General features: G+C 34.5%; 31 protein-coding genes, 10 tRNA genes, 1 other RNA gene and 1 pseudogene. 4 read left to right on the top strand and 39 right to left on the bottom strand.

The annotated features are described in order from the left end of the window. Positions 1 to 82: 82 nt before the first annotated feature. The gene (locus Q2T46_RS15600; protein WP_399387394.1) at positions 83 to 214 is read right to left on the bottom strand and encodes a 4Fe-4S dicluster domain-containing protein; all 132 of its coding nucleotides are present in this window, start codon (positions 212 to 214) and stop codon (positions 83 to 85) included. A 514-nt stretch (positions 215 to 728) separates the two neighbouring features. On the opposite strand from Q2T46_RS15600, the gene Q2T46_RS12860 reads away from it, so the two are divergent. Both Q2T46_RS12860 and Q2T46_RS15595 read left to right on the top strand, forming a co-directional pair. Further along, positions 729 to 1,025, top strand: a complete 297-nt coding sequence (locus Q2T46_RS12860) for a carboxymuconolactone decarboxylase family protein (RefSeq protein ID WP_303265164.1) — start codon at positions 729 to 731, stop codon at positions 1,023 to 1,025. A 122-nt stretch (positions 1,026 to 1,147) separates the two neighbouring features. Beyond that, positions 1,148 to 1,213, top strand: a pseudogene (locus Q2T46_RS15595) (DUF1003 domain-containing protein); the annotation flags it as partial. A gap of 21 nt (positions 1,214 to 1,234) precedes the next feature. On the opposite strand, the gene Q2T46_RS12855 reads toward Q2T46_RS15595, so the two are convergent. The 15 genes from Q2T46_RS12855 to Q2T46_RS12785 form a co-directional block, all read right to left on the bottom strand. Further along, a complete protein-coding gene (locus Q2T46_RS12855; protein WP_303265165.1) occupies positions 1,235 to 1,552 on the bottom strand; it encodes a co-chaperone YbbN in 318 nt (105 codons plus the stop codon). Between the two features lie 17 nt (positions 1,553 to 1,569). After that, positions 1,570 to 3,978, bottom strand: coding sequence for a PAS domain S-box protein (locus tag Q2T46_RS12850; protein ID WP_303265166.1), 2,409 nt, complete (start codon positions 3,976 to 3,978; stop codon positions 1,570 to 1,572). A gap of 231 nt (positions 3,979 to 4,209) precedes the next feature. Then, positions 4,210 to 4,953: an ABC transporter permease gene (locus Q2T46_RS12845; RefSeq protein WP_303265167.1), complete on the bottom strand. Its 744-nt coding sequence runs from the start codon at positions 4,951 to 4,953 to the stop codon at positions 4,210 to 4,212. After that, complete coding sequence (locus tag Q2T46_RS12840) at positions 4,950 to 5,678, bottom strand: phosphate ABC transporter ATP-binding protein (protein ID WP_303265168.1); 729 nt, start codon at positions 5,676 to 5,678, stop codon at positions 4,950 to 4,952. The genes Q2T46_RS12845 and Q2T46_RS12840 overlap by 4 nt, the downstream gene beginning before the upstream one ends. 20 nt (positions 5,679 to 5,698) lie before the next feature. Beyond that, positions 5,699 to 5,866, bottom strand: coding sequence for a hypothetical protein (locus tag Q2T46_RS12835; protein ID WP_311062261.1), 168 nt, complete (start codon positions 5,864 to 5,866; stop codon positions 5,699 to 5,701). 97 nt (positions 5,867 to 5,963) lie between these two features. Continuing rightward, positions 5,964 to 6,037 (bottom strand) — tRNA-Cys (locus tag Q2T46_RS12830). A 6-nt stretch (positions 6,038 to 6,043) separates the two neighbouring features. Beyond that, positions 6,044 to 6,119: transfer RNA gene (locus Q2T46_RS12825), tRNA-Gly, on the bottom strand. A 9-nt stretch (positions 6,120 to 6,128) separates the two neighbouring features. Beyond that, positions 6,129 to 6,204, bottom strand: a tRNA-Phe gene (locus Q2T46_RS12820). 15 nt (positions 6,205 to 6,219) lie between these two features. Further along, positions 6,220 to 6,296 (bottom strand) — tRNA-Asp (locus tag Q2T46_RS12815). Positions 6,297 to 6,300: 4 nt separating this feature from the next. Next, positions 6,301 to 6,376: transfer RNA gene (locus Q2T46_RS12810), tRNA-Val, on the bottom strand. 160 nt (positions 6,377 to 6,536) lie between these two features. After that, complete coding sequence (locus Q2T46_RS12805; RefSeq protein ID WP_013298441.1) at positions 6,537 to 6,740, bottom strand: cold-shock protein; 204 nt, start codon at positions 6,738 to 6,740, stop codon at positions 6,537 to 6,539. Positions 6,741 to 6,816: 76 nt separating this feature from the next. Continuing rightward, positions 6,817 to 7,572, bottom strand: a complete 756-nt coding sequence (locus Q2T46_RS12800) for an NAD-dependent protein deacylase (RefSeq protein WP_303265169.1) — start codon at positions 7,570 to 7,572, stop codon at positions 6,817 to 6,819. A 48-nt stretch (positions 7,573 to 7,620) separates the two neighbouring features. Beyond that, entirely contained in the window at positions 7,621 to 7,770 is a 150-nt protein-coding gene (locus Q2T46_RS12795) for a small, acid-soluble spore protein, alpha/beta type (protein WP_399388629.1), read from the bottom strand. A gap of 8 nt (positions 7,771 to 7,778) precedes the next feature. Then, positions 7,779 to 9,287 (bottom strand): peptidase propeptide domain-containing protein, encoded by a 1,509-nt coding sequence (locus Q2T46_RS12790; RefSeq protein WP_303265171.1) that lies wholly within the window; start codon positions 9,285 to 9,287, stop codon positions 7,779 to 7,781. Between the two features lie 109 nt (positions 9,288 to 9,396). Continuing rightward, positions 9,397 to 9,618, bottom strand: a complete 222-nt coding sequence (locus tag Q2T46_RS12785) for a NifU family protein (protein WP_013298445.1) — start codon at positions 9,616 to 9,618, stop codon at positions 9,397 to 9,399. Positions 9,619 to 9,784: 166 nt separating this feature from the next. On the opposite strand from Q2T46_RS12785, the gene namA reads away from it, so the two are divergent. After that, positions 9,785 to 10,807, top strand: a complete 1,023-nt coding sequence (namA, locus tag Q2T46_RS12780; protein WP_303265172.1) for an NADPH dehydrogenase NamA — start codon at positions 9,785 to 9,787, stop codon at positions 10,805 to 10,807. Here the strand turns inward: namA and Q2T46_RS12775 are convergent. The 10 genes from Q2T46_RS12775 to Q2T46_RS12730 all read right to left on the bottom strand — a co-directional run bounded on the left by Q2T46_RS12775 (position 10,804) and on the right by Q2T46_RS12730 (position 15,725). Continuing rightward, on the bottom strand, positions 10,804 to 11,589 hold the full coding sequence (locus Q2T46_RS12775; protein WP_303265173.1) for a YgcG family protein: 786 nt from the start codon (positions 11,587 to 11,589) through the stop codon (positions 10,804 to 10,806). The two genes, namA and Q2T46_RS12775, sit on opposite strands and share 4 nt — an antisense overlap. Positions 11,590 to 11,601: 12 nt before the next feature. Then, complete coding sequence (locus Q2T46_RS12770; protein ID WP_303265174.1) at positions 11,602 to 12,171, bottom strand: LemA family protein; 570 nt, start codon at positions 12,169 to 12,171, stop codon at positions 11,602 to 11,604. A 72-nt stretch (positions 12,172 to 12,243) separates the two neighbouring features. Next, positions 12,244 to 12,720, bottom strand: coding sequence for a GAF domain-containing protein (locus Q2T46_RS12765; protein ID WP_303265175.1), 477 nt, complete (start codon positions 12,718 to 12,720; stop codon positions 12,244 to 12,246). Positions 12,721 to 12,768: 48 nt separating this feature from the next. Continuing rightward, a complete protein-coding gene (locus Q2T46_RS12760; protein ID WP_303265176.1) occupies positions 12,769 to 13,545 on the bottom strand; it encodes a prolipoprotein diacylglyceryl transferase in 777 nt (258 codons plus the stop codon). Positions 13,546 to 13,625: 80 nt separating this feature from the next. Continuing rightward, positions 13,626 to 13,790 carry a hypothetical protein gene (locus Q2T46_RS12755; protein WP_311062255.1) on the bottom strand — a complete coding sequence of 55 codons (165 nt, stop codon included), beginning with the start codon at positions 13,788 to 13,790 and terminating at the stop codon, positions 13,626 to 13,628. After that, a complete protein-coding gene (locus tag Q2T46_RS12750) occupies positions 13,787 to 14,017 on the bottom strand; it encodes a hypothetical protein (protein ID WP_303265177.1) in 231 nt (76 codons plus the stop codon). Before Q2T46_RS12750 ends, Q2T46_RS12755 begins: the two co-directional genes overlap by 4 nt. A 46-nt stretch (positions 14,018 to 14,063) precedes the next feature. Next, on the bottom strand, positions 14,064 to 14,294 hold the full coding sequence (locus Q2T46_RS12745) for a hypothetical protein (protein ID WP_303265178.1): 231 nt from the start codon (positions 14,292 to 14,294) through the stop codon (positions 14,064 to 14,066). 76 nt (positions 14,295 to 14,370) lie between these two features. After that, entirely contained in the window at positions 14,371 to 15,291 is a 921-nt protein-coding gene (locus Q2T46_RS12740; RefSeq protein ID WP_303265179.1) for a ComEC/Rec2 family competence protein, read from the bottom strand. Between the two features lie 11 nt (positions 15,292 to 15,302). Further along, positions 15,303 to 15,512, bottom strand: a complete 210-nt coding sequence (locus Q2T46_RS12735; protein WP_303265180.1) for a DUF3006 domain-containing protein — start codon at positions 15,510 to 15,512, stop codon at positions 15,303 to 15,305. A gap of 141 nt (positions 15,513 to 15,653) precedes the next feature. Next, positions 15,654 to 15,725: transfer RNA gene (locus Q2T46_RS12730), tRNA-Ala, on the bottom strand. Positions 15,726 to 15,857: 132 nt separating this feature from the next. Between Q2T46_RS12730 and Q2T46_RS12725 the strand changes: the two genes are divergently transcribed. Then, positions 15,858 to 16,484 (top strand): SGNH/GDSL hydrolase family protein, encoded by a 627-nt coding sequence (locus tag Q2T46_RS12725; protein WP_303265181.1) that lies wholly within the window; start codon positions 15,858 to 15,860, stop codon positions 16,482 to 16,484. Between the two features lie 85 nt (positions 16,485 to 16,569). Here the strand turns inward: Q2T46_RS12725 and Q2T46_RS12720 are convergent. The 13 genes from Q2T46_RS12720 to Q2T46_RS12660 form a co-directional block, all read right to left on the bottom strand. Further along, positions 16,570 to 16,646 (bottom strand) — tRNA-Val (locus Q2T46_RS12720). 37 nt (positions 16,647 to 16,683) lie between these two features. Continuing rightward, positions 16,684 to 16,760 (bottom strand) — tRNA-Val (locus Q2T46_RS12715). 58 nt (positions 16,761 to 16,818) lie between these two features. Then, positions 16,819 to 17,775 carry a mannose-6-phosphate isomerase, class I gene (manA, locus tag Q2T46_RS12710; protein WP_303265182.1) on the bottom strand — a complete coding sequence of 319 codons (957 nt, stop codon included), beginning with the start codon at positions 17,773 to 17,775 and terminating at the stop codon, positions 16,819 to 16,821. A 19-nt stretch (positions 17,776 to 17,794) separates the two neighbouring features. Next, entirely contained in the window at positions 17,795 to 18,496 is a 702-nt protein-coding gene (gene deoD, locus Q2T46_RS12705; protein ID WP_303265183.1) for a purine-nucleoside phosphorylase, read from the bottom strand. A 63-nt stretch (positions 18,497 to 18,559) separates the two neighbouring features. Further along, positions 18,560 to 19,678 (bottom strand): tRNA 2-thiouridine(34) synthase MnmA, encoded by a 1,119-nt coding sequence (gene mnmA / locus Q2T46_RS12700; protein ID WP_303265184.1) that lies wholly within the window; start codon positions 19,676 to 19,678, stop codon positions 18,560 to 18,562. A gap of 75 nt (positions 19,679 to 19,753) precedes the next feature. Next, positions 19,754 to 20,115: RNase P RNA component class A (gene rnpB, locus Q2T46_RS12695), an RNA gene on the bottom strand. 63 nt (positions 20,116 to 20,178) lie between these two features. Then, positions 20,179 to 21,294 carry a Nif3-like dinuclear metal center hexameric protein gene (locus Q2T46_RS12690; protein ID WP_303265185.1) on the bottom strand — a complete coding sequence of 372 codons (1,116 nt, stop codon included), beginning with the start codon at positions 21,292 to 21,294 and terminating at the stop codon, positions 20,179 to 20,181. After that, a complete protein-coding gene (locus tag Q2T46_RS12685) occupies positions 21,257 to 21,967 on the bottom strand; it encodes a class I SAM-dependent methyltransferase (RefSeq protein ID WP_303265762.1) in 711 nt (236 codons plus the stop codon). Before Q2T46_RS12685 ends, Q2T46_RS12690 begins: the two co-directional genes overlap by 38 nt. A gap of 52 nt (positions 21,968 to 22,019) precedes the next feature. Further along, positions 22,020 to 22,095: transfer RNA gene (locus Q2T46_RS12680), tRNA-Ile, on the bottom strand. A 5-nt stretch (positions 22,096 to 22,100) separates the two neighbouring features. Further along, a tRNA-Asn gene (locus Q2T46_RS12675) sits at positions 22,101 to 22,175 on the bottom strand. A 51-nt stretch (positions 22,176 to 22,226) separates the two neighbouring features. Next, complete coding sequence (rpoD, locus tag Q2T46_RS12670) at positions 22,227 to 23,339, bottom strand: RNA polymerase sigma factor RpoD (protein ID WP_303265186.1); 1,113 nt, start codon at positions 23,337 to 23,339, stop codon at positions 22,227 to 22,229. Further along, on the bottom strand, positions 23,332 to 25,128 hold the full coding sequence (dnaG, locus tag Q2T46_RS12665) for a DNA primase (RefSeq protein ID WP_303265187.1): 1,797 nt from the start codon (positions 25,126 to 25,128) through the stop codon (positions 23,332 to 23,334). The genes rpoD and dnaG overlap by 8 nt, the downstream gene beginning before the upstream one ends. Before the next feature lie 128 nt (positions 25,129 to 25,256). After that, complete coding sequence (locus Q2T46_RS12660) at positions 25,257 to 26,267, bottom strand: deoxyguanosinetriphosphate triphosphohydrolase (protein WP_303265188.1); 1,011 nt, start codon at positions 26,265 to 26,267, stop codon at positions 25,257 to 25,259. Between the last annotated feature and the right edge of the window lie 11 nt (positions 26,268 to 26,278).

Genomic DNA, 26,278 nt, shown 5'->3' with positions numbered 1-26,278 from the left:
TTTGATTTTCTATAATTTGTTCTTCAAACTCACCATGACAATTTTATATTTTACATCCTAATTAATTTTTAAGCAATATCATCTACTCTTTATGCTCAGCATAAAATTTTTCATAATTATCAAGCTCTCTTTTCAGGAGATTAGGCGTATCAAGATTATATGGACATTTACTTTTACAGTTTCCACATTCAATACAGTCATTAATTTTTTCCATTTCTTTCTTAAAATTTTTACAATATATGTAGTTGGAACAAGACTAGATAGCCTTTCTTCATTAGTACCAACTACATCAAGAGACTGTTTGTTCCATTTCATATTGTATATATTAATGCGTTATCAAATACAGAACTCAGATTTTCCCTCAACCATAAAAGCTTTATAAAAGAAGACATTGGATGTATTGGCTTACCAGTGGACATATAATTCCATGCCCCACAGTATTCTTAATCATATCTGCATATTCCCAACTCCTGGTGTCAGCTCATATAAAGCATCATAATTGTGTTGCTTTTTTATTATAAAATTGTAAAATTGATTTAAGTGTCAAAATTACTTTATTAGAGATTATCACGCAACATATTGTAGAAACTTTTTTGTTGATACACAATATTCGTATGAGACAATTTTATTTTTTTACTTTTGACACTATAACCAATCTTAAAATAGTGAAATTTAATCAAAAATGGTGATATAATATTACATGTAAAATTATACTAGGAGGGATTCAAATGCCACTACCACCATTCTTATCATCGATTGATAAAAACGATCCTGAATTTGCAAAAGCAATAGAAAAAGTATATTCTTCTGCAATGGGACCAGGTGCGTTAGATCAGAAAACAAAATTATTAATAGCACTAGCTATTGATGCAACACATGGTGCAAATCTAGGTGTTGAAAACATATCAAATCAACTGAGAAATATGGGGGTTACTGATGAAGAAATATCAGAAGCTATTCGTATAGCCTATTTTGCATCCGGAAATACTATATTGTCCTCATATTTTTCAGCTTTCAAAAAATAGCAGCTAAAAATAAATCGAGTAGGAGCTGAATAATTTTATTCAGCTTCCTTCCTCATTATTAGTTTATTTTACTTTATTAAGGCTTGACTTGATTTTTTAGGCAAATCAAAATTATTTATTTTATAAAGCACTTCGATCCATATCCATTTATTCTGTTAAACTTGGTATTGTCATGCCTTGCTGCAATATAAGCAGCACCAATTATTCTGTCAACTCCTATAATATTTTTGAATCTTTTCTTCCAGCATATCAATGCTGATAAATCTAGCCTCTCTTATGACTTCTTTTCCTTCCATAAAAAGAAGTACCGTAGGAACAGTAAAAATCATGAATTCACCAGATGCAGCAGGCAATTCATCCATTGACACATGTGCACTAGATATTTCAGTATAATTCAAAAGCATTTTTTCTATTTTAGGCAACAATGTTGTACAAATGCCACAATCATTTGTAGAAAAATACAATAAAACTATTTTTTTATTGCTAATTAATTTCTTTATATCATCAATCTTATTTAATTTCTGCAACTTTTTGTACCTCCTATTTAATCATGGCAAACACGGTTTCTTCCTGCAGACTTCGCCTCGTACATTATATTGTCAACTCTGCTCATTATCGAATCAGATATATCGCCTTTTTTATACTCTGTCACTCCAAAACTTGCCGTTACATTTTCTATATTTGAAATTTTCATATTGCTTAACCTGCATCGCAACTCTTCAGCCAGATGTGCTGCATCTTCTACTGTAGTGTCTGGTAACAAAACCACAAATTCTTCACCGCCCCATCTTGCAAATACATCTACTTTTCTTATTCTATTCATTATGATATTCGACAAATTTTTAAGGACTTCATCACCTAAATTATGACCATACATATCGTTAATTTTTTTAAAATGATCTATGTCCAGCATAATAACTGAAAATATGCTTTTATACCGCTTTGAACGCTGTATTTCTTCTTCCAACCTCCGTATAAAATAACGGCGATTATAAGCATTCGTCAAAACATCTGTATCGGATAAATAGCGAAGTTCCTCCTCTATTTTTTTGTACTTTGTGACATCGATGGCGTAATGGAGATATATATCATCGCCCAAAGGTATCCACCAAGTGTCCCATATACTTCCATTAACATTTACTTCACTATTTATCGGTTCATTTCTATCAAACGCTTCATCGGCACGACAGAAACCACATTTTTTTGTTAATAAATCAGAACCATTTTTAGCTATCTTTGAATCTTTGACTTGAAGAGTCATATCATGCATGGTTCCCCAACAGTAATCTCCAACCTTCGTTCCAAAAATCGTTTTTGCTGCATTGTTTTGTGCTAATATACAGTGATCTTTTGATACGAGCCATGCAGGACTTGGTATGCCTTCTACCATTAAGCGGATTCTTTCTTCTTTTTGTCTGTTTTCTTTTTCCAACCATTTCTTTTCGGTTATATCATCTACGATTATTTGAGCACCTACTATCTCTTCATCTTCTTCTAAAGGTTTAATGTGAACTCTAAGCCATACATTCTTGCCCCATTTAGACACATAATTTATTTCATATATCCCTGATTTGTTATTCCTTATGCATTCATCAAGTTCTTTAGAAAGGCCTTGATTAACTAGTAAAGGAAATGTTAATAGATTGATTCTTTTTGTCTCTTCAATATCAGGAGAGCCAAGTATTTCTAATGTTTTTTGATTTACATAGATTATATTGCCGTTTTTATCACATCTTATTATTCCAATCGGTGCATTCTCAGCTAACTCAATGAATCGTTTATGGCTTTGCTCAATCTCTTTTTCATGTTGCTTGCGTTCCTCTATATTGCGTATTATACCCAACACATACCATGAATCTAGAATTTTAAAAGAAGATAGTGAAACCTCAATATCAATTTCTTTTCCACTCTTATGCCTCGCTTTAAATTCAACTGTTTTGCCTATTTTTTCCCCATCTCCTGTAAGGTTAAATCTCTTAAAAGCATCAGCAAAAAGGTTATATGCATTTTCATCAGTTACAATAAGGCGATGCAGATCTTTTCCAATTAGCTCTTTCTTTGAATAGCCAAAGAGCTTTTCCACTGCCGGATTTAAAAAAGCAGTTTTCCCATCTTCATCTAATATAATTATTGCATCTTTTGCTGAATTCATTATTGCACTTAAAATTGCTTCATCTTCTTCAAGTTCTTTTTCCAAAGCTCTGCGCTCTGTCAGATCAGTCGCTATTGACAAACACAACTTTTCACCATTATAATCAAAAAGTTCAAAGGTTATTTCCACAGGATATGAAGAGCCATCTTTTCGGGTATGAACTGTTTTGAAAAATAAGTGATTCTTGTCTACACTAAACAATGAATCAACCAAACTTCGAAAACTAGTCATATCATATTCTGGCATAAGATCAAGAGGAGTCATTGTTTTAAGCTCTTCCATCGTATATCCAAGATTTTCTCTAGCAGTACGATTTACGGCAAGAAAATTCATAGTCTTTGGGTTGAAAACATATAGTTCATTTAATGAATTTTGAAAAATCCACTCAAACATTTTAGCATGTACAGATGAATCATGAAGTTTCAAAGCCATTTCTATAGCCGATAGGAGAGCGTATTTATCAGAACCTTTGACAACAAAACCATATCCTTTAACAGCTTTTATATCATCCAATATTTTTTTAGACGTATTCGCCGTAAGAAATATTACAGGAATATCTCGGGAACTCATTATTTCTTTCGCAGTATCTATTCCATCCATTTTACCTTCTAATTCAATATCCATAAGGACTAAGTCTGGTGGAAGCGTACTATTTATCTTTTTTAATGCTTCTTCACCCGTTGTGACTGTTTCTACATCATAACCATTTTCATATAAAAGATCCGAAACAATTCGCTGTGATAAGTAGCTGTCTTCCACTTGTAATATTCTTCCCCTTTTATGCATATTTTCAATGTACAATTTTTACCCCCTCTAATTTGGTATCTGTTTTTATTAGTTAGCACCACATAATTATTACTATGTATAAAGTATACTTTAAATTTTAAAATAATGCACTATCTAGTCAAAACCCTGTCGAAATCTTTTCTAAAAAGCTAGTTTTTCCTAAAAGCAAATGTCTCGTACAAAAGAATAACATAAAATTTAATAACAATCCAGTATCTTCTAAAATAAAACTACAAATAAAATCAGTTAAATCAATTGATGATTAGGCGTAAAGAAGCGGGTGTATGATAAAAGGGCTACTGAAAAACATGCTATTGCTGTTGTCGATGTTATCATGAATGTAACCATCATCTGATATTTAACAGCATTTATAGGATCAACACCACCTAAGATTAGACCAGTCATCATCCCTGGCAGCTGTACAATACCAAGTGTTTTCATACTGTCTATCGTTGGCATCATTCCTGTTTTGATAGCTGTTTTTATTATTTTCTGGGATGCCTGTCTTGAATTAGCCCCCAGTGAAAGATACGTCTCAATTTCATGCCTTCTATTTTTCATCTCATCTTTAAGCCTTGACACTGTTAATCCAGATGAAACCATTGCATTCCCGATTATCATACCTGAGACTGGTATCACTTCTTGCGGTCTAAAATGTATGCTGCCAAATAATATTAGTGCAGTAAGTGTAATAGCAGCACCAAATGCAATGGATATTGTTATATAGTAAAACACATATGGTATTCCTCTTCCTCTCTTTGCTGCATTATTTCCTGCCACAATAATCATTACAATTACCATTGTAAGTGTAAAAAATATATTATTGGCGCTAAAAATATAATGAAGAATGTATCCAACAATTGTAAGCTGTAAAACCGCTCGCACAGTGCCAATGATTACTTCTTTTTCAACACCAAGTTTTTGGTAATATGAAATAAAAATCGATACCAATATAAGACTTGATGACAATATAAGCGACAATAGACTCATTCAGCTTCCTCCTTTGTCAATTTCCCATCAATAAAGAGTTTCGTTACATCAAATTTAGGATTTAAGAAAAAATTTCTTGTCTCTCCGTACTCAACTAATCGTCCTTTATTCATAAAAATAGTATAATCGCCAACGCGTTTTGCTTGTTCCATATTATGTGTAATCCAAATAAATGTAAGATTTAATTTGTTTTTTAAATTCATTACAAGCTCCTCAATCACTTGTGTAGATGCCGGATCAAGCGCAGACGTTGGTTCATCTAAAAGCAACACTTCAGGTTCATTTGCAAGTGTCCTTGCCATAGAAATTCTCTGTGCTTCACCGCCAGATAAGTCATCGACTTTTTTCTTACTATAACTTTTATCAAGCCCAACTATTCTTAAATAATATTCCACATCAATATCTTTCTTTCCTTTAAGCATAGGTCCATATTTAATGTTGTCTTCAACGGTCCCATCAAAAAGATATGGCTGCTGAAAAACCATCCCAATCTTTCGCCTAAGCTGTATTATGTCATAATTCATTATATCGTTTCCGTCTATCAATATTTTGCCTTCAGTCGGGTCTATAAGCCTATTTATCAATTTTATCAAAGTAGATTTACCAGCACCTGACGGTCCTATTATTGTGTATATATGACCCATATATATTTCCAGTGTTATATCTTCCAAAATCACATCATCAGAATATCTAAAGCCTACATTTATAAACTTTATCTCCTTCATTTTCGCACCTCACAAAAAAATTACACATCATTTATTTCATAATAAGCGATGCAGACTTTAAAATCATCCTTTTTTAAATCTTCCTCATATTGTATATTATAATACATAGCGGAAATGCTTTCCATATACTTTTTATTCCTATCTTCAGGGAAAATAAGTATGTTATTTCCTTCTTTTAACCTATCCAAAGTCAATAGGATCGTATCAGTGCAAAAAATCCGACGTGATTTGACACAAATATAAAAAAATAAAAGCCATGAAAGGCTTGATATCGCTTGATTAATATGGAGGCGGCATCCAGATTCGAACTGGAGATAAAGGTTTTGCAGACCTCTGCCTTACCACTTGGCTATGCCGCCAAATTTTGGAGCGGACAACGAGACTCGAACTCGCGACCCTCACCTTGGCAAGGTGATGCTCTACCAACTGAGCTATGTCCGCATATCTTTATGGTGCCTCGAAGTGGAATCGAACCACTGACACAGGGATTTTCAGTCCCTTGCTCTACCGACTGAGCTATCGAGGCTAAATATCAACTTTATGGCGACCCAAAAGGGGCTCGAACCCTCGACCTCCAGCGTGACAGGCTGGCGCTCTAACCAACTGAGCTATTGGGCCGTAATGGTGGTCGCAATAGGGCTCGAACCTATGACCCCCTGCTTGTAAGGCAGGTGCTCTCCCAGCTGAGCTATACGACCATTTCTCGTGACAAGTATTAGTATACCTAAAAAACTCTGATTCGTCAATATCCTTTTTAAAATTTTTTTCAGCAGTCTAGATAAAAAGCAACTACATCATTATTTACAATCTACTAATAATTAAAAACCCTAACATCTCTGTTAGGGTTAAATTTCTCAATTAAGAAACCTTTTTAACGTTAGCGGCCTGTGGCCCTTTTTCTGCCTCCACTATATCAAACTCAACTTCCTGTCCTTCCTCTAATGTCTTAAAACCATCTTGTTCAATTGCTGAGTAATGTACGAATACATCTGAACCTCCTTCTCTTTCTATGAAGCCATAACCTTTCTCAGCATTGAACCATTTTACTTTACCTCTTACCATTATATCTTCCTCCAAACATGATAAATAATTTACCTATTAATAATAGCACTGAAACATATACATTGTCAAATGTATTTTAATTTTTTGCTGTTTTTAAATATCTCACAATTTTGCTTAATGCTTCGCCTGCAGACTCCCTTATTACTACATCAGCTCTCCTGTCTTCAGGCGTTTCTGATTTATTGATGATTATAAGGTGCTTTACTAATCCAGGGAGAAAATTTACCGGCGATACTGTCAGTGAAGAACCTATTACAATCATTAAGTCGCTGCTTTCCACCTCACGCCAAGCTTTTTCAAAGTCTTCAGGCATCGGATCTCCAAACATGACCACATCTGGTCTTAATATGCCGTTGCATTTGTCACATTTAGGTGGTATTTCTCCTTTCTCGACTTTTGAATTCAGTAAATCAATAGAAACTACTTCACCGCAGTTTATGCAGCTTCCGGTCCTTGTCTGGCCGTGAACTTCAAACACCTTGTGGGATCCAGCTTTTTGATGCAAGTTGTCTATGTTTTGAGTTATTACACAAGATATCAAGCCTTCTTGTTCTAATTGAGCCAATATATAATGGGCCTTATTTGGTTTCGCATCTTTCATAGATAAAAGAATTTTAAAGCCATTATTGTAGAATTTAATAGGATCATTGTACAAAACTCTTGTAGACAAAGCCTCCATGGGGTCCATCTTTTCCCACAACCCAGTTCCCGGACTTCTAAAATCAGGAATGCCGCTTTCAGTTGATATACCTGCACCTGTTAGCACAATCGTCTTTTTAGATTTTTTAATGAGTTCTGCAGACCTTCTATATATATTCTCATTGTCAATCATTTCTATCACCTCTCAAATACAAGTACATCACTTAAGCTTGAATTTGCATCACAAAGTTTTATTTTTTTTTCTCTTTTTGACAATTGCACCAATCTTACCAGTTTCTTGAGCAGTTAAATTTGACCAGCCTACTTTGTATGCTTTTTCCAACAATCCTAATTCTTTTGCAGCTTCCAGTTTAAGTTTTTCATTCACAATATCAACTCCTAATTATTTTTTTTAAATTCATTGACAGATATCTTTCTACATGACGATGCATCAATTATGTAGTCCATATTTTTAAACAGGTAAACCGGCTGGATTTTACCTTCATTGCTGTAAATATAGTAAAGAATCGGTTTTTCATCTAAAAATATATTTTTTACTACATTTTTATCTACAATTTTTTTACAAGGCTTTTCTGCATCATCCCAATTTATAGAGACATTTATTATTTTACCATCTTTGTCTGTTTTAATTCTTAAATAATTATCCATAACTATTGCATTATTGTAGATTCGGTAAAACAAATACGTTTTTTCATTGCCATATATTAAAGGATTTTTTATTAGTGCAAGACTATACGTCTTTTCACTAAAAATGCCTTTGACATAATCAATAACTCTATCTATATCACCTTCAGTATCAAACAATCCATCATTGTTGGAAATGTCTATATTTTCGCTAACTGCTTTTCCACTTTCTTCATCAACAGCTACGCTTGCATTAGCGATTAAGTCTTCATCTGTGCGGTTCATATTAAACGTATATGCTGTTTTACCGGTCAAAGAATATTTGTCTATTTTCTTGCTGCTTAAAATGTTTAAATCATTTATTTTTAAGTTCGAAATTTCCTTTTTTGCAATTTCCAGCGCTTCCTCATATGACACAATTTTATTGAAACTTTTTAATTCTGTTGAATTGCCTTTTATATAAACAATGTCATTATAAAGTTCGTCTCCATTATAGTCTACAGCCTTACCATTTATGGCATTTATTCCTAAAAAGTTATAATCGATGTTAGATATATAGTACAACCCGTATTTTGGAAAATCACTATCGTTATTTTTTAAGTATACGAGAACAGGATCAAACTTATCTTTAAATATTTTTGCCGCCTCATTTGCATCCAATATTTCCTTTTTTTTATTATATAAAGACTCATCTAACCATTTTGCTTTTAATTTCAATATATCTCCACTTTTAGAGTCGATATATACATAAGCATTAGAATTATAAACTAGCACATTAGATATTGTATTTTTAAACAATAATTTATAAATTGTTGGTTTTTTCAAAGCATCGTCAAGATATGTTTCGTCTTTAATAGTTGATATGTATGCAAATTTCTCATTAAACAAATTTTCAAGTAATTTCTCCCCTATAGTTATTGCATCATCCGCACTTATATTTGATTCTAAACTTTCTCCTAAAGAATAGCCTAACGGATCAACATAATAATCAACACTTGTTATATTGCCATTATTTATTGAAACATTCAGTGTTTTATATATATTTTTATTTTTCTTCATACTAATGATTAATGAACCATCATTATTTTTTTTGATGCTGTCCAGAGACATATCTTTTACAAAAGGCATTTTCTCTTTTATAAGATTCAAATAACTATTGGCATAATAGTCTGAAGTATACTCTGATAAACCAAATGCAAAGGAATTTGAGCTAAATGTAATGATTACCACCAATAACAAAGATATCAAATTCTTTTTAAACATACATAGAATACCTCCTAGAAATTATTTCCATATATAGTATTCTATGTATTTTCTTAAAATCCTTTTTTTCTAATTAAAAAATCCGGAATAAATCCGGACTTTTTTATTTTTAAAGAGCAACAACTTCCTTTACTTCAGGTAGCTCCTCTTTTATTGCTCTTTCTATTCCTTCTTTTAATGTCATAACTGCAAACGGGCATCCTCCGCAAGCACCAGTCAATTTAACTTGAACAACACCGTCATCAGTAACGTCGATGAGTTCAACATCTCCGCCGTCTGCTTGAAGAGAAGGTCTTAAAAGATTTAAAACTTCTTCTACTCTTTCTTTCACAATATACCCTCCTTTATCTAAATCTAAGTTTATTATACCACGAAACTTAAAAAAAAGAAATAAAACATGTTCATGAATACGTTTTTGCCATTGATATATTTTTTCTTATAATAATTTTTATTTTAACTGTTTAAGTGGTATTATATATTTGAAAGGAGATGGTACTATGTTATTTACACCATTAAAAATTAAAAGTGTAACAATAAAAAACAGGATTATGATGTCGCCAATGTGCCAATATTCTGCAGATACAGATGGATTGGCAAATAATTGGCATTTTGTCCATTATGTGACTAGAGCTATTGGCGGTGTAGGTTTGATTATGATGGAAGCCACAGCAGTTGAAAGCAGAGGAAGGATTACTGATAATGACTTAGGACTGTGGAATGATGAACAAATAGAGCCACTTAAAAAAATTGTAGATGAATGTAAAAAATACGGTGCTACAGTCGGAATACAACTGGCACACGCAGGCAGGAAGTCAGAAGTAACTGACGAAACGCCGGTAGCACCTTCAGCAATGAATTGGAGCAATGAATATAAGTTGCCACATGAACTTACAAAAGATGAAATTAAAGATATCGTAGATAATTTCAAAAATGCAGCACAAAGAGCACTTAAAGCAGGGTTTGATATAATTGAAATACATGCCGCCCATGGATATCTCATACATGAATTTTTATCTCCTCTTTCCAACAAGAGAAATGATGAATACGGCGGTTCTGTTGAAAATAGAGTGCGAATACTTAAAGAAGTCATAAAATCTGTAAAAGAAGTATGGCCAGATAATAAGCCGATATTTGTAAGGGTATCTGCTGACGATTATATTAACGGTGGCATAAATATTGATGAGATAATAAATATTCTATCACACATAAAGGATACAGGTGTAGACATTATAGATGTCAGCAGTGGCGGACTTTTAAATGCAAAAATCGATCTGTATCCTGGCTATCAAGTAAAATACTCAGAAAAGATAAAGGAAGAATTGGGGTTTAAAACAGCCACAGTTGGTCTTATAACAAAAGCAGAAATGGCAGAGCAACTCCTTAAAGATGAAAGGGCTGATTTAATAGCTTTAGGCCGTGAGCTGCTAAGAAACCCGTATTGGCCTCTATACGCAGCTCACGATCTAAAAGAAGATATTAAATGGCCAAAGCAGTATGAAAGAGGCAAATTCAGAGTTTAGCGACCAGCTCCACCTCCACCGGTGGAACCACCGCCAAAGCTTCCTCCTCCGCCGATACTACCTCCTCCAAAGCCGCTTCCACCAAATCCTCCACCAAATCCTCCGCCAAAGCCTCCGGGACCACCCCACCACCAATTGCGGCGGAAAGATGAAAAAATGAGTATTAAAATTATAAAAACTACAACTGAAATTATGCCTTTAACTTTATCATTATTATCAGTATTTGGCTGAGGATATTCGTTTGTATCGACATTTTTTAAATCTATATTATACTCTTTGGCAACTAATGATGCAATTGCCTTGTATCCATCAACAATACCGCCAGAATAGTCTTTGTTATCCCACTTTGGCAGCACATAGTCATCCAGCACTCTTCCTGCTACAGAGTCAGGTATGGCACCTTCTAGCCCATAACCTACAGATATATATACTTTTCCGCTTAATCCTTCTAAAAGTCTTTTTTTATCTACTAAAAGCAGTACACCGTTGTTTTTGTCTTTCTGACCAATCCCCCAGCTTCTAAATAAATTTAGCGCATAGTCAGAAATTTGATAATTTCCGATGTCGTCAACAGTGACAACGATAATTTGAGCACCGCTTAAATCTTCTATTTCCTTTCCTATACTTCTAATTGTCTCAATATCACTTTGATTCATAAGCTTTGCATAATCGTAGACATAGTCGTATTGTGAAGGCTTCGGAGGTATTGATGCTGCAAAAATCTCAGTAAATATCAATAGAAATAAAATTGACAGCAAAAAGACTTTTCCATATTTTATCACTATTTAACCTCCCTATTTTGAAAAGTCCACTTTTGGAACTTCTGATGCTGAGGCTTGCGCCTTGAAGTACTGCTTTTCTGTAAAGCCAAACATTCTGGCGATAATCACATTTGGAAACTGTTTAATACTTGTATTGTACTGCTGTACAGCATTGTTATAGTCCATTCTTGCAACAGCAATCCTGTTTTCTGTACCTGCTAACTCATCACTTAGCTGCCTAAAATTTTGATCCGCCTTTAATGTAGGATAATTTTCTGATATGGCAAGCAATCTTCCAAGTGCAGTTCCAAGCTCATCATTGGCATTGGCTTTTTCCTGCACCGTATTTGCTGCAAGAAGCTTTTCTCTTGCCTTATTTACACTGTCAAATACAGCTTGTTCATGTGCTGCATATCCTTTAACCGTTTCAACAAGATTTGGTATTAAATCTGCTCTCCTTTGCAGTTGATTCTCAATCTGGCTCCATTTGCTATTGACATTCTCTTGCTGACTGACAAGAGAATTGTAACTTGCAAAAAAATATACCACAAATATTACCACAACAGCTAATACTGCAAGTAAAATAATTGATGATCTTTTCATATTTTGCTCTCCTTTCAATGATTTATATTTAACATTATATATATAAATATAAAAATAATGAAGCGATATGCATCATTCGCCTGCTATTTTTTTACTAACTATGTCTGCAACATCTTCTAAAAATCTTCTGTCATCGTCGTCAAAAGCACCTTTTTCATCACTGTCAATGTCAATTTCGCCTATTATTTCGTCGCCTACACGAATAGGTACGACTATTTCAGACTTTGTCTCTATACTGCAGGCAAGGTAATTTTCCTCTTTTGTAACATCATCAACAACGATAGTAGCATTTTCAGCTACAGCTCTACCGCATATCCCCTGGCCAACTTTTATTTTTACGTGTTCCGTTGGCCTTCCTATATATGGTCCAAGCTGAAGAAGCCCATCTTTCATAAAGTAAAAACCTGTCCAGTTGTAATACGGTAGATTGTTATCTAGTATTTTCACTACCTCATGACAAAAATAGTCTAAATCATCTATCTCTCTCGATGCTTTTTCTACCATTGGAAGCAATCTTTCGAAAATGAGTTTTTTATCCACTAAAATCATCCTTCCTTAATTTCTTTGTCTGTATATAAAAAACCCGCATAAAGCAGGTCAATAGCTTAGTTTTTTATTTTCTGGATCGTTTATGACACGTCTCATCATCCAATATGCCAATATCAGTATAAATGGTGTAGCTATCTGAGTCAAAGTGAAAAAGCCAATTCCAAGATGGTTGTTTAAATAAACAGGTAGAAACAAGGGATTTTCCCTCACTGTTTCTTCGATTAATCCCCTCATAAGTTGATAATAAAATATAAATGACCAAAACTGGTACCCATAAGGCATATGCTTTCTCTCAATGTAGAAATAACGTATTAAAAGAATAAGCCCCATTGCGACACCAACTAACTGTGCAGGCCACCTTCCAAAAGCAAAATCCGTCTGTCTCCCCAATACTTCCTGATTAAATATATTTCCTATTCTGACCAGCATATTTCCTATAGCCAGTCCAATAACGGCATAGTCTTCCAGAGGATTTATCCTGACATTTTTCTTGCGGCAATAATAAAGGCCTGCAAGAAATCCACCTAATATGGCACCATGCCATGAAAGACCGCCTTCATAGATCTTTAAAATTTGTATAGGGTCTTTGTAGAACCAGTCTATGTCGTTTGCCAATACAAACATCAATCTTGCACCGACGATTCCTGATATAACTACAATCATTAGGAGATTCAACAAAAAATCTTCATCGTAATTAAGCTCTTTCGATTTTACGTACAAATAATAGGCACCTGCAGCTATCGATAAAGCCATAAATATCCCATACCAATGCACAGCAATAGGTCCTATTTTAAAAGCATAAGGGCTAAGAGATGGTATATACATAACTAACCTCCAAAACATGTTTATTTGCCATGATTTGATTATATTATTCTTTTTATATTAAGTCAACGTTTTATTGGATTTTAAAAAAACAAGGTGGTTTTATACCACTCATAAGTCATCAATGTCACACGGTCCACCAGCGGAGCTAACTTATGGTAATCATATATTCCCGATATCTCAGGTGAGACCTGGTAGTGCGGTATAACAGACATATCAAGAATTTTCCCTTCTTTTTTCATCATCATTCTAAAAGTGCCCATAAATGCTGTAAGATAATCTTTATCCTGAACATAGTTTTTGTTCCATGAGGTATGAATTCAAAATCTATATTATATCCGTCGAAACCATGCTTTCTCAATAAACTTATAAGCTCATTCATTGTCTCAGTCTTAACTTTCGAATCAGTCAAGACGGAGTCTTTGCTGTCAGCCACGTTTACAAGCGGTATAACTTTTAGTCCATTTTTCAGCAAAGCTTAGCGCCTGTGAATTAGTGGAATCTTTCACTGTACCATCGCCTTAAACAGTTAGCCATAATGGTGACAAAGTATTCATGTACTTCGCATATTTTACAAGCGAATTGTATGAATTATCGTATCCAGGCGAATCAACGTAGAAACCAACAACATTTAAACTTCTTTTAGATGTAACCGGCTTTTTTACAGAGCTTTTGCAACCTGCCAATGATACAGTTGCAAGTACCATGATAAAAACCAGTATCAATATAAAATATGTTTTGAATTTTTTCATAAGATATAACCTCCTTATAAAACTTCCTGGTTGTATCTTTTCTTGAGAACTAAAAATTTATGTAAGATACAATTTTTCAGTTTCTCTGCCCTGGCACATAATCACCGGGTTTGACATTAAATGATACACTATGTCCATCACTTGTAGCAACAATTGTTCCACATTCATCTGTTCTATATACAGGTATATTTCTTGCTTTAAGCTTTTTCAATGTCACACTATGCGGATGACCGTAGTCATTTCCTTTGCCACATGAAATAACTGCATACTCTGGGTCAACAGCGTCCAAAAATGCTGCTGTAGTTGATGTATAACTTCCATGATGACCAATTTTAAGGACATCAGACTTTAAGTCGTATCCTTGATTAATCATTTCCTTTTCTGATTCAGCTTCAGCATCCCCTGTAAACAAAAACGATGTGTCACCGTAATTTAATTTGATTACAGCACTGTATTCATTGAGATCATCATATTTGGTCCTGTTGGGTGCAATCATCTTGGCACTAACTTCAGGCCCGAGATCCAGAGATACTCCCGCTTTTGCCACGTCTATCTTTAATCCTTTATTTTTTGCCGCATTCAATACATATTCAAATGTTTTTGTATTTGTCGTCACTTTCGGCATGTAAAATTTACCAATATCAAAATTGTTTATTACATAATCCATACCACCAATGTGATCCTCATGTGGATGCGTTCCTACTAATATATCAATTTTTTTGACACCTAAGCTTTTTATATAGTCAACAACCTTTTTGCCCATTTCTGGAACACCTGCATCTATTAACATCGTTTTACCATCAGGTGACTTAATAAAAATGCTGTCGCCTTGACCTACATCTATAAAGTAAACTTTAAGTATTCCATCTTTAGATTGTACAGTAGAATTTTGTGTTTCACTTTGTACTTGATTGAAATTCGTAGTATCCAAAGAACAACCAGCTAAAGAAAAAAGCAAAGCAACTATTAAGCTAAAAATTAGAATTTTTTTAAACATAATGCACCTCTTTATTCTCTGAATAATTCATCAGCCAATTTTTTTATGTACTGGCTCCTCATCTTCGTCTCTTCTTTATCTATACGAATATCAATTCTAACTACATCCCCTTCTTTCGCATCCTTTGGCAAAAGCAAACGAGGAATATTAAACGTAATACGACCATACTCTATAACAACATAGTCACCTTCAAATCTATCTATAATACATTTCTCATCCATAAACATCCCTCCACTTTTATTATAACATGCAACCAATTCATAACACGTCATTTAGCTTTATTTTATGTAAATCATAAAATTTAAGCAAAAAAAATTACTAACTTACGTTAGCAATTATCAGTGTAAGTTTATAATTGTAAGTGGAGATGAAGGGATTTGAACCCTCGACTCCCACAATGCGAATGTGGTACTCTCCCGCTGAGTTACATCCCCATCGTAAATAATTATACTATAAAATCACCATAATTTCTACAAATTTTTTGTTTTCACATTGCAATAACGTCTATTAAATGATAACATAATTTACGATATAATATATTCCCAACATATTAAGGAGATGGTGGTATGCTATTAAAAGACAATGATGTGGTTCTTTTTCAAGGTGATAGCGTCACAGATGCTGGGCGCAATAGGGAAAACCCTGACGACTTAGGATATGGTTACCCAACCATAATTGCATCAATGTTTTACGCATTGCATCCTGAGTTAAACGTAAAATTCATAAATAGAGGCGTAAGCGGTAACAGGGTTAGAGATCTTAAAGAGCGTTGGAATAGCGACTGCATAGATTTAAAGCCCACTTTTGTGTCAATACTGATAGGAATAAATGACACGTGGAGAAACTACGACAACAATGACTACACATCACCAGAAAAATTCGAAGAAGACTACAGGTACATACTTGAAACGACAAAGGAAAAACTTGACGCAAAAATCATAATGATGGAACCTTTCGTCCTGCCAGAACCAGAAGATAGAAAGGGATGGCGAGTCGATCTAGACCCAAAAATACATGTTGTTAGAAAACTTGCAAGAGAATTTGGAGCATATTTTATTCCACTTGACGGTATCATGGCACAATACTCGATTATAAAAGAGCCAACTTTTTGGGCTTCAGATGGCGTACATCCAACAAATGCAGGACATGCACTCATTGCAAAGGAATGGCTTAAATTGGTGAAGGCTTTATAAATAATTTTCAAACTGCCTCTTTATTAAAAATGAGGCAGCTTTTTTAAATAAAAAATCCGACTTTGATAGCCGGACATGTTTCATTTGGTGGGGTTAACAGGACTCGAACCTGTGGCCTCTACGATGTGAGCGTAGCGCTCTAACCGGCTGGGCTATAACCCCACTTTTAAAAACATTTTAAGTTAACATACATATTTAATGGTGGGGTTAACAGGGCTCGAACCTGTGACCTCTACGATGTCAACGTAGCGCTCTAACCAGCTGGGCTATAACCCCACTAATCTACATGTCTAGTATATTATATTTTCATATCTATGTCAACATCACGGTCATCTTAAATATAAGACCTTATAAGTCTACAGTTACCAGTAACCGTATATTTATCAATAGATGCAGGAACTAGCATCGATTCTCCACTTTTTAAGTGCATTGTATCATTGTCATATGACAATTTACATTCACCATCTATCACTACCAGTGTATTGAAAGTCCCATTTGTTTCTATATTCAATGACGAATCTACAACTATTACGTCTGTTTTGAAATATTTGGAGTCTACCACTTTAGCTATGCTTCCGCCTTCTATTTTTTTATATTCAGGTACAATCTTATCGCTCTTTAAATTAAAATCAATTACATCTAAAGCCTTATCTATATGAAGCTCCCTTTTATTGCCATTATCGTCAACTCTATTGTAATCATAAACTCTGTAAGTAAGATCAGAATTCTGCTGTATTTCACATATGAGTATACCATCGCCTATAGCATGTACCATTCCTGAAGGAATATAAACAACATCGCCGGGATTTACTTCTACCTCATTTAGGCAATCTTCCAATATACCTTCATCCAACAGTGTCTTAAACTGTTCTTTCGTAGTACCTTCTTTTAAACCGCAAACAAGTTTAGCTCCAGGCTTCGCGTCTATTATGTACCACATTTCTGTCTTACCTAGATCGCCGTTTTCATGTTTGTACGCATAATCATCATCGGGATGTACTTGCACCGACAGCTTATCATTTGCATCTATTATCTTTATCAACAAAGGAAATCTATCGTACGATTTACCTTCTCCGTATAACTCATTCTTATAATTTTTTGCCAATTCATTTAATTTGATTCCGTCAAAACTTCCACCTTCGACTTTGCTAACAGCAGTTCTATTGTCAGAAATACACCACAACTCACCAATTTTATCACCATCAGGAATATTAAATCCGTATCTGGTCTTTAAAGCATTACCACCCCATATTCTTTTCATGAATATTGGCTTAAACTTTAATGGTTGCATTCAATCACCCTCTAAATAATTATTCAGCAATATTAAGTGCAATTTCAATCATATCATTAAATGTCTTTTGTCTTTCCTCAGCAGATGTAGCATGTCCAGTTACAAGGCTGTCACTAACTGTCAATATGGTAAGCGCATCTACACCGTATTTAGCAGCTAAAGTGTAAAGACCTGCAGTCTCCATTTCAACTGCCAAAACCCCAAACTTTGCCCACAGTTTCCAGCTATCTTTATCATCGTTGTAAAATGTATCCGAAGAAAGGACATTTCCTACTTTCACATTTATGCCCATACTTGTAGCAGCATCATAAGCCTTTTTTAGAAGTTTAAAGCTGGCAGTTGGAGCATAATCCATTCCATTAAATCTAATCCTATTTATAGCGGAATCTGTCGATGATGACATTGCAAATATTACATCTCTTATATTTACATCAGGCTGCATTGAACCACATGTGCCAATTCTTATCAGATTTTTTACATTGTAGCTTTCAATAAGCTCGTTAACATATATTGATATTGATGGTATACCCATTCCTGTACCTTGCACAGATACCCTTTTATCCTTATAATTTCCGGTGTAGCCATACATTCCGCGAATTTCGTTGTAGCATTTTACATCGCTTAAAAAATTCTCGGCAATATATTTAGCTCTTAAAGGATCTCCCGGAAGTAGTACCGTATTTGCTACTTCTCCTTCTTTTGCACCAATGTGAATACTCATAACCGCATCTCCTTTTCATATTTTACCCAATACTATATTAACAAAAAAAATCTAAACCTTCAATTATATATAATCATTAAGAATATTTTTGTCTTTTACAATGCTGTCTATTACACCACCACCAAGACAATATTCACCATCGTAAAATACGACAAATTGTCCTGGTGTAACAGCCCTTTGCGGCTTATCAAAAACCACCAAGTACCCAGCGTCTTTAGCATAAACAGTTACATCTTGGTCAGGCTGCCTATACCTGAATTTTGCCTTGCATCTAAATGTATCAGCTTCTATGCTGTTGTCAATCCAATTAACATCTTTAGCAAACAATGCATACGAATATAAAGCTGGATTTTTTTCACCTTGTGCCACATAAAGTATATTGTTTTTAACATCTTTATCAACTACAAACCAAGGTTCTCCAGTACCAATGCCACCTATTCCTAGCCCTCTTCTCTGTCCTAATGTATAAAACATCAATCCGTCGTGTTTTCCTAAAACACGTCCTGATAAATCTCTTATTTCTCCCGGCTTAGCAGGCAGAAATTGATTTAAAAATTCTTTAAACTTCCTTTCTCCGATAAAGCATATACCTGTGCTGTCTTTTTTATCTGCAGTTTTAAGACCAGCCTTTCTAGCTATTTCTCTGACTTCAAATTTGTTTAAGTGGCCTATTGGAAACATCGTCTTAGACAACTGCTTCTGCCCTAATTCACACAAAAAATACGTTTGATCTTTATTTTTATCAACACCTTTTAACATCCTGTATTTACCGTTGCTGTATTCTATTCTTGCATAGTGGCCTGTTGCAATATAGTCTGCTCCAATTTTCAATGAAAAATCTAAAAATGCTTTGAATTTTATCTCTTTATTGCACATAACGTCCGGATTTGGTGTTCTTCCACTTTGGTATTCATTCAAAAAATATTTAAATACCCTATCCCAATATTCCTGAGTAAAATTTATTGAATAATACGGTATGCCAATTTTATCACAAACTCTGACAACATCTTCATAATCCTCTGCTGCTGTACAGTATCCAGAGTCATCTTCTTCATCCCAGTTTTTCATAAATATCCCGACTACATCGTATCCTTGCTCTTTAAGAAGCAGTGCAGATACAGATGAATCAACTCCACCGGACATTCCTACTACGACTTTTATATTCTTATTACTTCCAATCATTTAGATTTACAACCTCTCTTAAAAAATAATTATTGAAAAAAACCCAATGCCATATGACATTGAGTTTTATGCTTGATTACGAGCAAGTCTATAAGCCGAGTTCTGTTTTAGATGGTCATCTATCTACGATATCAGTTGCCTGATACCTCTAGCGGTTTTACCCGAGGGTTAAGCGGGCCACTTATCATTCCCTCCTATTTTACCTTGCTCCAGGTGGGGTTTACAGAGCATTCCAGTCGCCTGGATGCTGGTGAGCTCTTACCTCGCCTTTCCACCCTTACCTACCACTTAATTCGTTAATAACGAGTTAAGTGGTAGGCGGTATATCTCTGTTGCACTTTCCTTGGAGTCACCTCCACCGGGTATTACCCGGCACCTTGCCCTATGGAGCTCGGACTTTCCTCGTACATATAGTACGCGACCATCTGGCTTACTCGTATATTTTGCTCTCTAGATTAAATATGGTATCACTATTTCTGTAGATTGTCAAATGGTAATTATTACATGAATATAAATGGATCAACTTGTTCCTCACTAGTAATGACATTTAAGTCTACATTCATTTTTTGTGCTTCATCCCTTATGTATTCAGCGATGAAATTTACAGAAATCTTCTCAGTGCCAAAGTGTCCTGCATCGATTATGGCCAGTCCAAGATGCCTTGCATCTACTGCATCATGGTATCCCACATCTCCTGTAATCAAAACATCGGCACCTTTAAAAGCTGATATAGATACAAGATTACCACCGCTACCACCACAAATAGCCACTTTATTTATGGTTTTCTGCAAATCACCTACAACTCTGAGATTCTTTAGTCCTAACTTAGCTTTTACACCATTGGCAAGGTCTTCTAATGTAGTACCTTTTATGTATCCTATTCTTCCCATTCCATATTCGTCATACAGCGTCTCTACTGGATATATGTCATACGCTACTTCTTCATATGGATGAACCTTTAGCATAGCACTAATTATTCTGTTTACCAATTTTTCTGGAGCAATCGTCTCAATCCTTACTTCTTGTGTATTTTCTACTTTGCCTATTTCACCTATGAAAGGATTTGTTCCCTCTAATGGTCTAAAACTCCCTGTACCCAATATTTGAAAAGTACAATCACTGTAATTTCCTATAAACCCGGCACCTGCATTGCACATAGCATTTTTTACTATCTCCTCATATCCAATAGGTACATATACGACGATTTTCTTATATCCTTCTTTGTATGTAACATGTAGTATTTCCTCATCGTATATACCAAGTATATTGCAAAGAATATCATTCATTCCACCCTTTGCAGCATCAAAATTAGTATGAGCAGAATAAACTGGTATGTCTTCTTTCACCAGCATGGTTATTATTTCCCCTGCCGGATTGTCTGTACGTACGTTCTTTAAAGGTCTAAATATAATTGGGTGGTGTGTGATTATCATATCTACCTTTTTTGATATAGCTTCTTTTACAACTTCTCTCGTCGCATCTAAAGCTACCATCACAGTAGAGACATCTTTTCGAGGGTTTCCAACTAAAAGTCCTATGTTGTCCCAATCTTCTGCACACTTATGTGGTGCAAGTTTGTCAATCATTCCGGCTATTGTCTGGCATTTCAGACTCATATAATAACACCTCATATTTTTTAATTTTATGCAAAATATCCTCTTTTAAAGAGGCACTATTATTGCCTTTAGAAACTTCATCAATTATTTTATTCAACTTTCCTATTTTATATCTTATAAAATCTTTAAGCAAAGGGTGACTCTTTTCAAAGAGTTTTTTGCCTATTTCAAAAAAAATCTCATCGTCAACCGTTTCAATGCCATGCTCAACAGTTATTATTTCAAAAAATTTACCTTTTTCGAAAACAAGGTCTTCATCAATAATTGAATATCCATTTTCACAAATATATCTGCGAAGATGGTCTGATGCTGTCATAGGCTGCAAAATAAACCTCTTTATCGTCGCTGCAATATTTTTATCTTTTTCCAATATATCTGTTATTAGTATTCCACCCATTCCTGCTATTATTGCAGTATCAACTTCGTATGGTTTTATAACACTTAATCCATCACCAAGCCGTACAATAATATTTTCTGACAACTTGTGCCTTTCGATCTCATCAATAGCTTTATTAAGGGAAGCTAATTTTACATCAGATGCAATAATGTAGTCTGAAATGCCATTTAAGTAAAGGTAGACAGGTATATAACCATGATCTGTCCCAATATCTGCAACTTTTGAATGAACTTGTACCATTTGAACAATAGACTTTAATCTCTTTGACAGCTTCATTTTATAAAATAAAAAGCATTTGTTAATCAAATGCCTATCCTTTCATCTTATATGGTGGGCCTTCAGGGACTCGAACCCCGGACCAATCGGTTATGAGCCGACCGCTCTACCAACTGAGCTAAAGGCCCTAATATGGCTCCTCAGGTAGGGCTCGAACCTACAACCTACCGGTTAACAGCCGGTTGCTCCACCATTGAGCTACTGAGGAATACAATAATTATTATACTACATTTTTGCCTTGTGTCAAGACTGTATTAAACTAATCTAAAAAGTCTTTCAACTTTTTGCTGCGGCTTGGGTGTCTCAACTTTCTTAAAGCTTTTGCTTCTATCTGTCTTATTCTCTCTCTAGTTACATTAAACTCTTTTCCTACTTCCTCCAGTGTCCTTGCTCTGCCATCATCTAACCCAAACCTCAATCTCAACACTTTTTCTTCTCTAGGAGTCAATGTGTCGAGAACATCTATGAGCTGTTCTTTTAGCATCGTAAACGCCGCTGCCTCTGCTGGAGCTGGAGCATCTTCATCAGGTATAAAATCACCAAGATGGCTATCTTCTTCTTCACCAATTGGCGTCTCCAATGATACTGGTTCCTGAGCTATTTTCATTATTTCTCTGACTTTATCTACCGACATATCCATTTCTTTAGCAATCTCTTCCGGCAGTGGATCACGGCCTAATTCTTGCAAAAGCTGCCTTGAAACTCTTATAAGCTTATTAATAGTTTCTACCATATGAACAGGGATTCTTATTGTTCTAGCCTGATCAGCTATAGCTCTTGTTATCGCCTGCCTTATCCACCATGTAGCATATGTGCTGAATTTAAAGCCTTTTCTGTAATTAAACTTTTCAACAGCTTTCAGAAGTCCCAAGTTTCCTTCTTGTATCAAATCGAGAAACAGCATACCTCGCCCTACATATCTTTTTGCGATACTAACTACAAGCCTTAAATTTGCCTCAGTCAGCCTCTTTTTAGCTTCTTCATCTCCTTTTTCTATCCTTTTTGCAAGCTCTATCTCTTCATCAGGAGATAAAAGGGGAATCTTGCCAATCTCCTTTAAGTACATTCTTACCGGATCATCGATGTTAATACCTTCAGGAATGGATAAATCTAAGTCTAAATCTTCTTCAGGTATCAATTCTTCCTGCTGAGGCTCTTCTCCTACGATTTCTATCCCCAACTTTTCAAATGTGTCATAGACCTTCTCGATTTGTTCAGCATCCATGTCAATATCTTCCAGAGAATTCATTATCTCATTGTAAGTCAGCATTCCATTTTTTTTGCCTTTATCAATAAGTTCTCTTATAGAATTCTTTACTTTTTCTTTATCCACGGGTGTCCCCTCCTTATGGGTAACCTTTTTATCAGCCATTTTTTAACTTCAGCATCTCCTTTTCATAATTCTGTAATTGTACTAAAAGTTCCCTTTCTTTCTCAATGTCGCCAGAAATATAAGAATCGTCAATTTCTTTTTTAATGCGGACTATCTTCCTGTTTAAATCGTCTTTTATTATCTCTCTGATGCAATCATCAACTATTTTTTCATTGATTTCTTTTTCGCTATACAGTATATCGAATATATCGTTAAATTCGTCTCTCAATTTAGCATTGTCTAACATAAAGCTTAAGTCTTTTATATCTACACGTCCTCCATCTTCAAGCCTTTCAAACATAAATGTTATAACAGACTTTAAAAGTTCATCGTCAATGTCATTTACGTCTATCTTTTCTTTTACTTTATCATAAAGTTTATTATCAATCAGCAGCAATGCAATCAAATATTTAAGGGATGGTATCTTTTTTATCCCACTGTATTTAATATTATGCCTATTATTGCCAACTGTATACCTAATTTTTTTATTATTTTGTACAAAACCCTTGACAAATTGATCTATTTCTGCTCTAATAGTGTTTTCAGGTATTTCAGCATCTTTCGCTACTATTGATACATATACATCTCTTTTTACTTTATCTTTAATTGTAGAAAGATCCTTGCATACCTTTTTGATATATTTGATTCTGTCTGCAGGATTATTTAAATCTAAATCCTGCTTATACTTTTTAATTTTATACTCTATCAATGTGTCTGTTTTTTCAAGAAGCTTTTTAAAAGCATCAAATCCTTCTTTTCTCACATATTCATCTGGATCTTTACCATTAGGTATTGTCAGTATGTTCACATTTAAGTCCAGCTCATCTAAAAGATTAAGTCCTCTCATTGTCGCTTCAACACCAGCTTCGTCAGCATCGTATGAAATGACGACGGTATTTTTGTACTTTTTTATAAGCCTGCCTTGCTCCTTAGTCAGAGCTGTGCCTAATGACGCAACAGCATTATCAATTCCGCTTTGATATAAAGCAATAGCATCCATATATCCTTCAACGATTATAAATTTATCTTCCTTCGTCTTTTTAGCATAATTAATTCCATATAGAGTTTTACCTTTTTTAAAAACAATAGTTTCAGCAGTGTTTAAATATTTTGGCTTCATGTTATCAAGCACTCTACCGCCAAACCCTATTACATTGTTTTTTTCATCAATTATTGGGAACATTACTCGATTTCTAAACCTGTCATAGAATCCACCATTACTGCTTTTTGATATTAGTCCTGCATTAACCATTGTGTCTATACTATATTTATGCGCTTTTAGAAATTTCAATAATTCATCTCCACCATTTGGTGAATATCCAAGACCAAATCTTTTTATCGTAACGTCATCTATACCTCTGTCATAAAGGTATTTTAAAGCAGCTTGTCCAGATCTAGAATAAAGGCATTTGTAATAAAATATTGCAGCTAATCTATTTATTTCATATATTTCTTCTTTCAGCTTTTTCTTTTGGTACTCTATACCTGATAAATTTTCTTCCTCGATTTTTATACCAGCTTTATCTGCCAAGAACTCAACGGCTTCCTTAAAACCTATATTCTCTATATTCATTACAAAGGTAATGACATTTCCGCTTGCATGGCAACCAAAACAATGATAAAGCTGTTTTTCTTGACTTACATTGAAGGATGGTGTTTTTTCATGATGGAATGGGCATAATCCTTTAAAGTCTTTTCCAGATCTCTTTAATGAAACATAATTTGAAACTATATCAACTATATCATTTTCTTCTATAACTCTATCAATTACGTCTTTCGAATAAGACATAAACACCACCTTTATATTTAGTTCGACAAAAAACAGTAAAATCCTCTTTTTTATAAACAATTATAAAATTTTCACGGAAATAATATATTCGACATAAATTCCTAAAATCCTGCTTGTCTTTTTATATTTTAAAAATTTTTATCTTCCCACGGTGAAGGCAAAAAAAGCTCTTTATATTTGATTATAGCGTACTTATCAGTCATTCCAGCTATATAATCTGCTACTGCTCTCTCTTTTCCGTATTTATATGTCAACTCAACAAATTCTTTCGGCATACCATCTACATTCTCGTAAAAATAATTAAAAAGTTGCTCTACAACTTTTTTCGCTTTAATTTCTTCGCTTTTTGCTTTTGAACCTATATACACTTTTTTAAATAAAAAATCTCTGAGACTGTAAGTGGCCTCATAGATGTCATCACTCATAGATATATCATTCTTACCTATGCTATTTTCGATTATGTTTCTCACCATTGTGTTTATTCTTTTGCTGTGAGTATCCCCTAAAATTTGTCTTAATTCTCTAGGTATATCATCATTTGTCAATATTTTGCCTCTTATGGCATCATCTATATCATGGTTTACATACGCTATCTTATCAGACAGTTGAACGATCTTTCCCTCAAGTGTTCTTGGACTGCCTGAAGTAGAATGATTTAATATCCCGTCTCTTACTTCCCAAGTCAAATTAAGTCCCAAGCCATTATTTTCTAATACATCAACAACTCTCAAGCTCTGCACACTATGCCTAAAGCCATCTTTTAAAAGTTTATTTAATACCTGCTCTCCGGAATGTCCAAAAGGAGTATGACCTAAGTCATGCCCTAATGCAATCGCTTCAGTCAAATCCTCATTAAGCCGTAAAGCCCGTGCAATCGTCTTTGAAATCTGAGCAACTTCTAAAGTATGAGTCAATCTCGTTCTGTAGTGATCACCTTCAGGAGAAATAAAGACTTGCGTTTTATGGCTTAATCTTCGAAATGCCTTACAGTGTATGATTCTATCTCTATCCCTTTGAAAATCTGTGCGTATATCGCACTTTTCTTCTTCTTTAACTCTTCCTTTTGATTCTCTGCTGTGTGCTGCATACGGTGATAGTATTTTATATTCCATATCTTCAGATATTTCTCTTATATTCATCTTATCACCTT

The organism is Thermoanaerobacterium sp. CMT5567-10, from assembly GCF_030534315.2.
Lineage (GTDB): Bacteria > Bacillota > Thermoanaerobacteria > Thermoanaerobacterales > Thermoanaerobacteraceae > Thermoanaerobacterium.
Note: the sequence above shows the minus strand (reverse complement) of the source record. Positions and strands in the feature narration are given on the sequence as shown.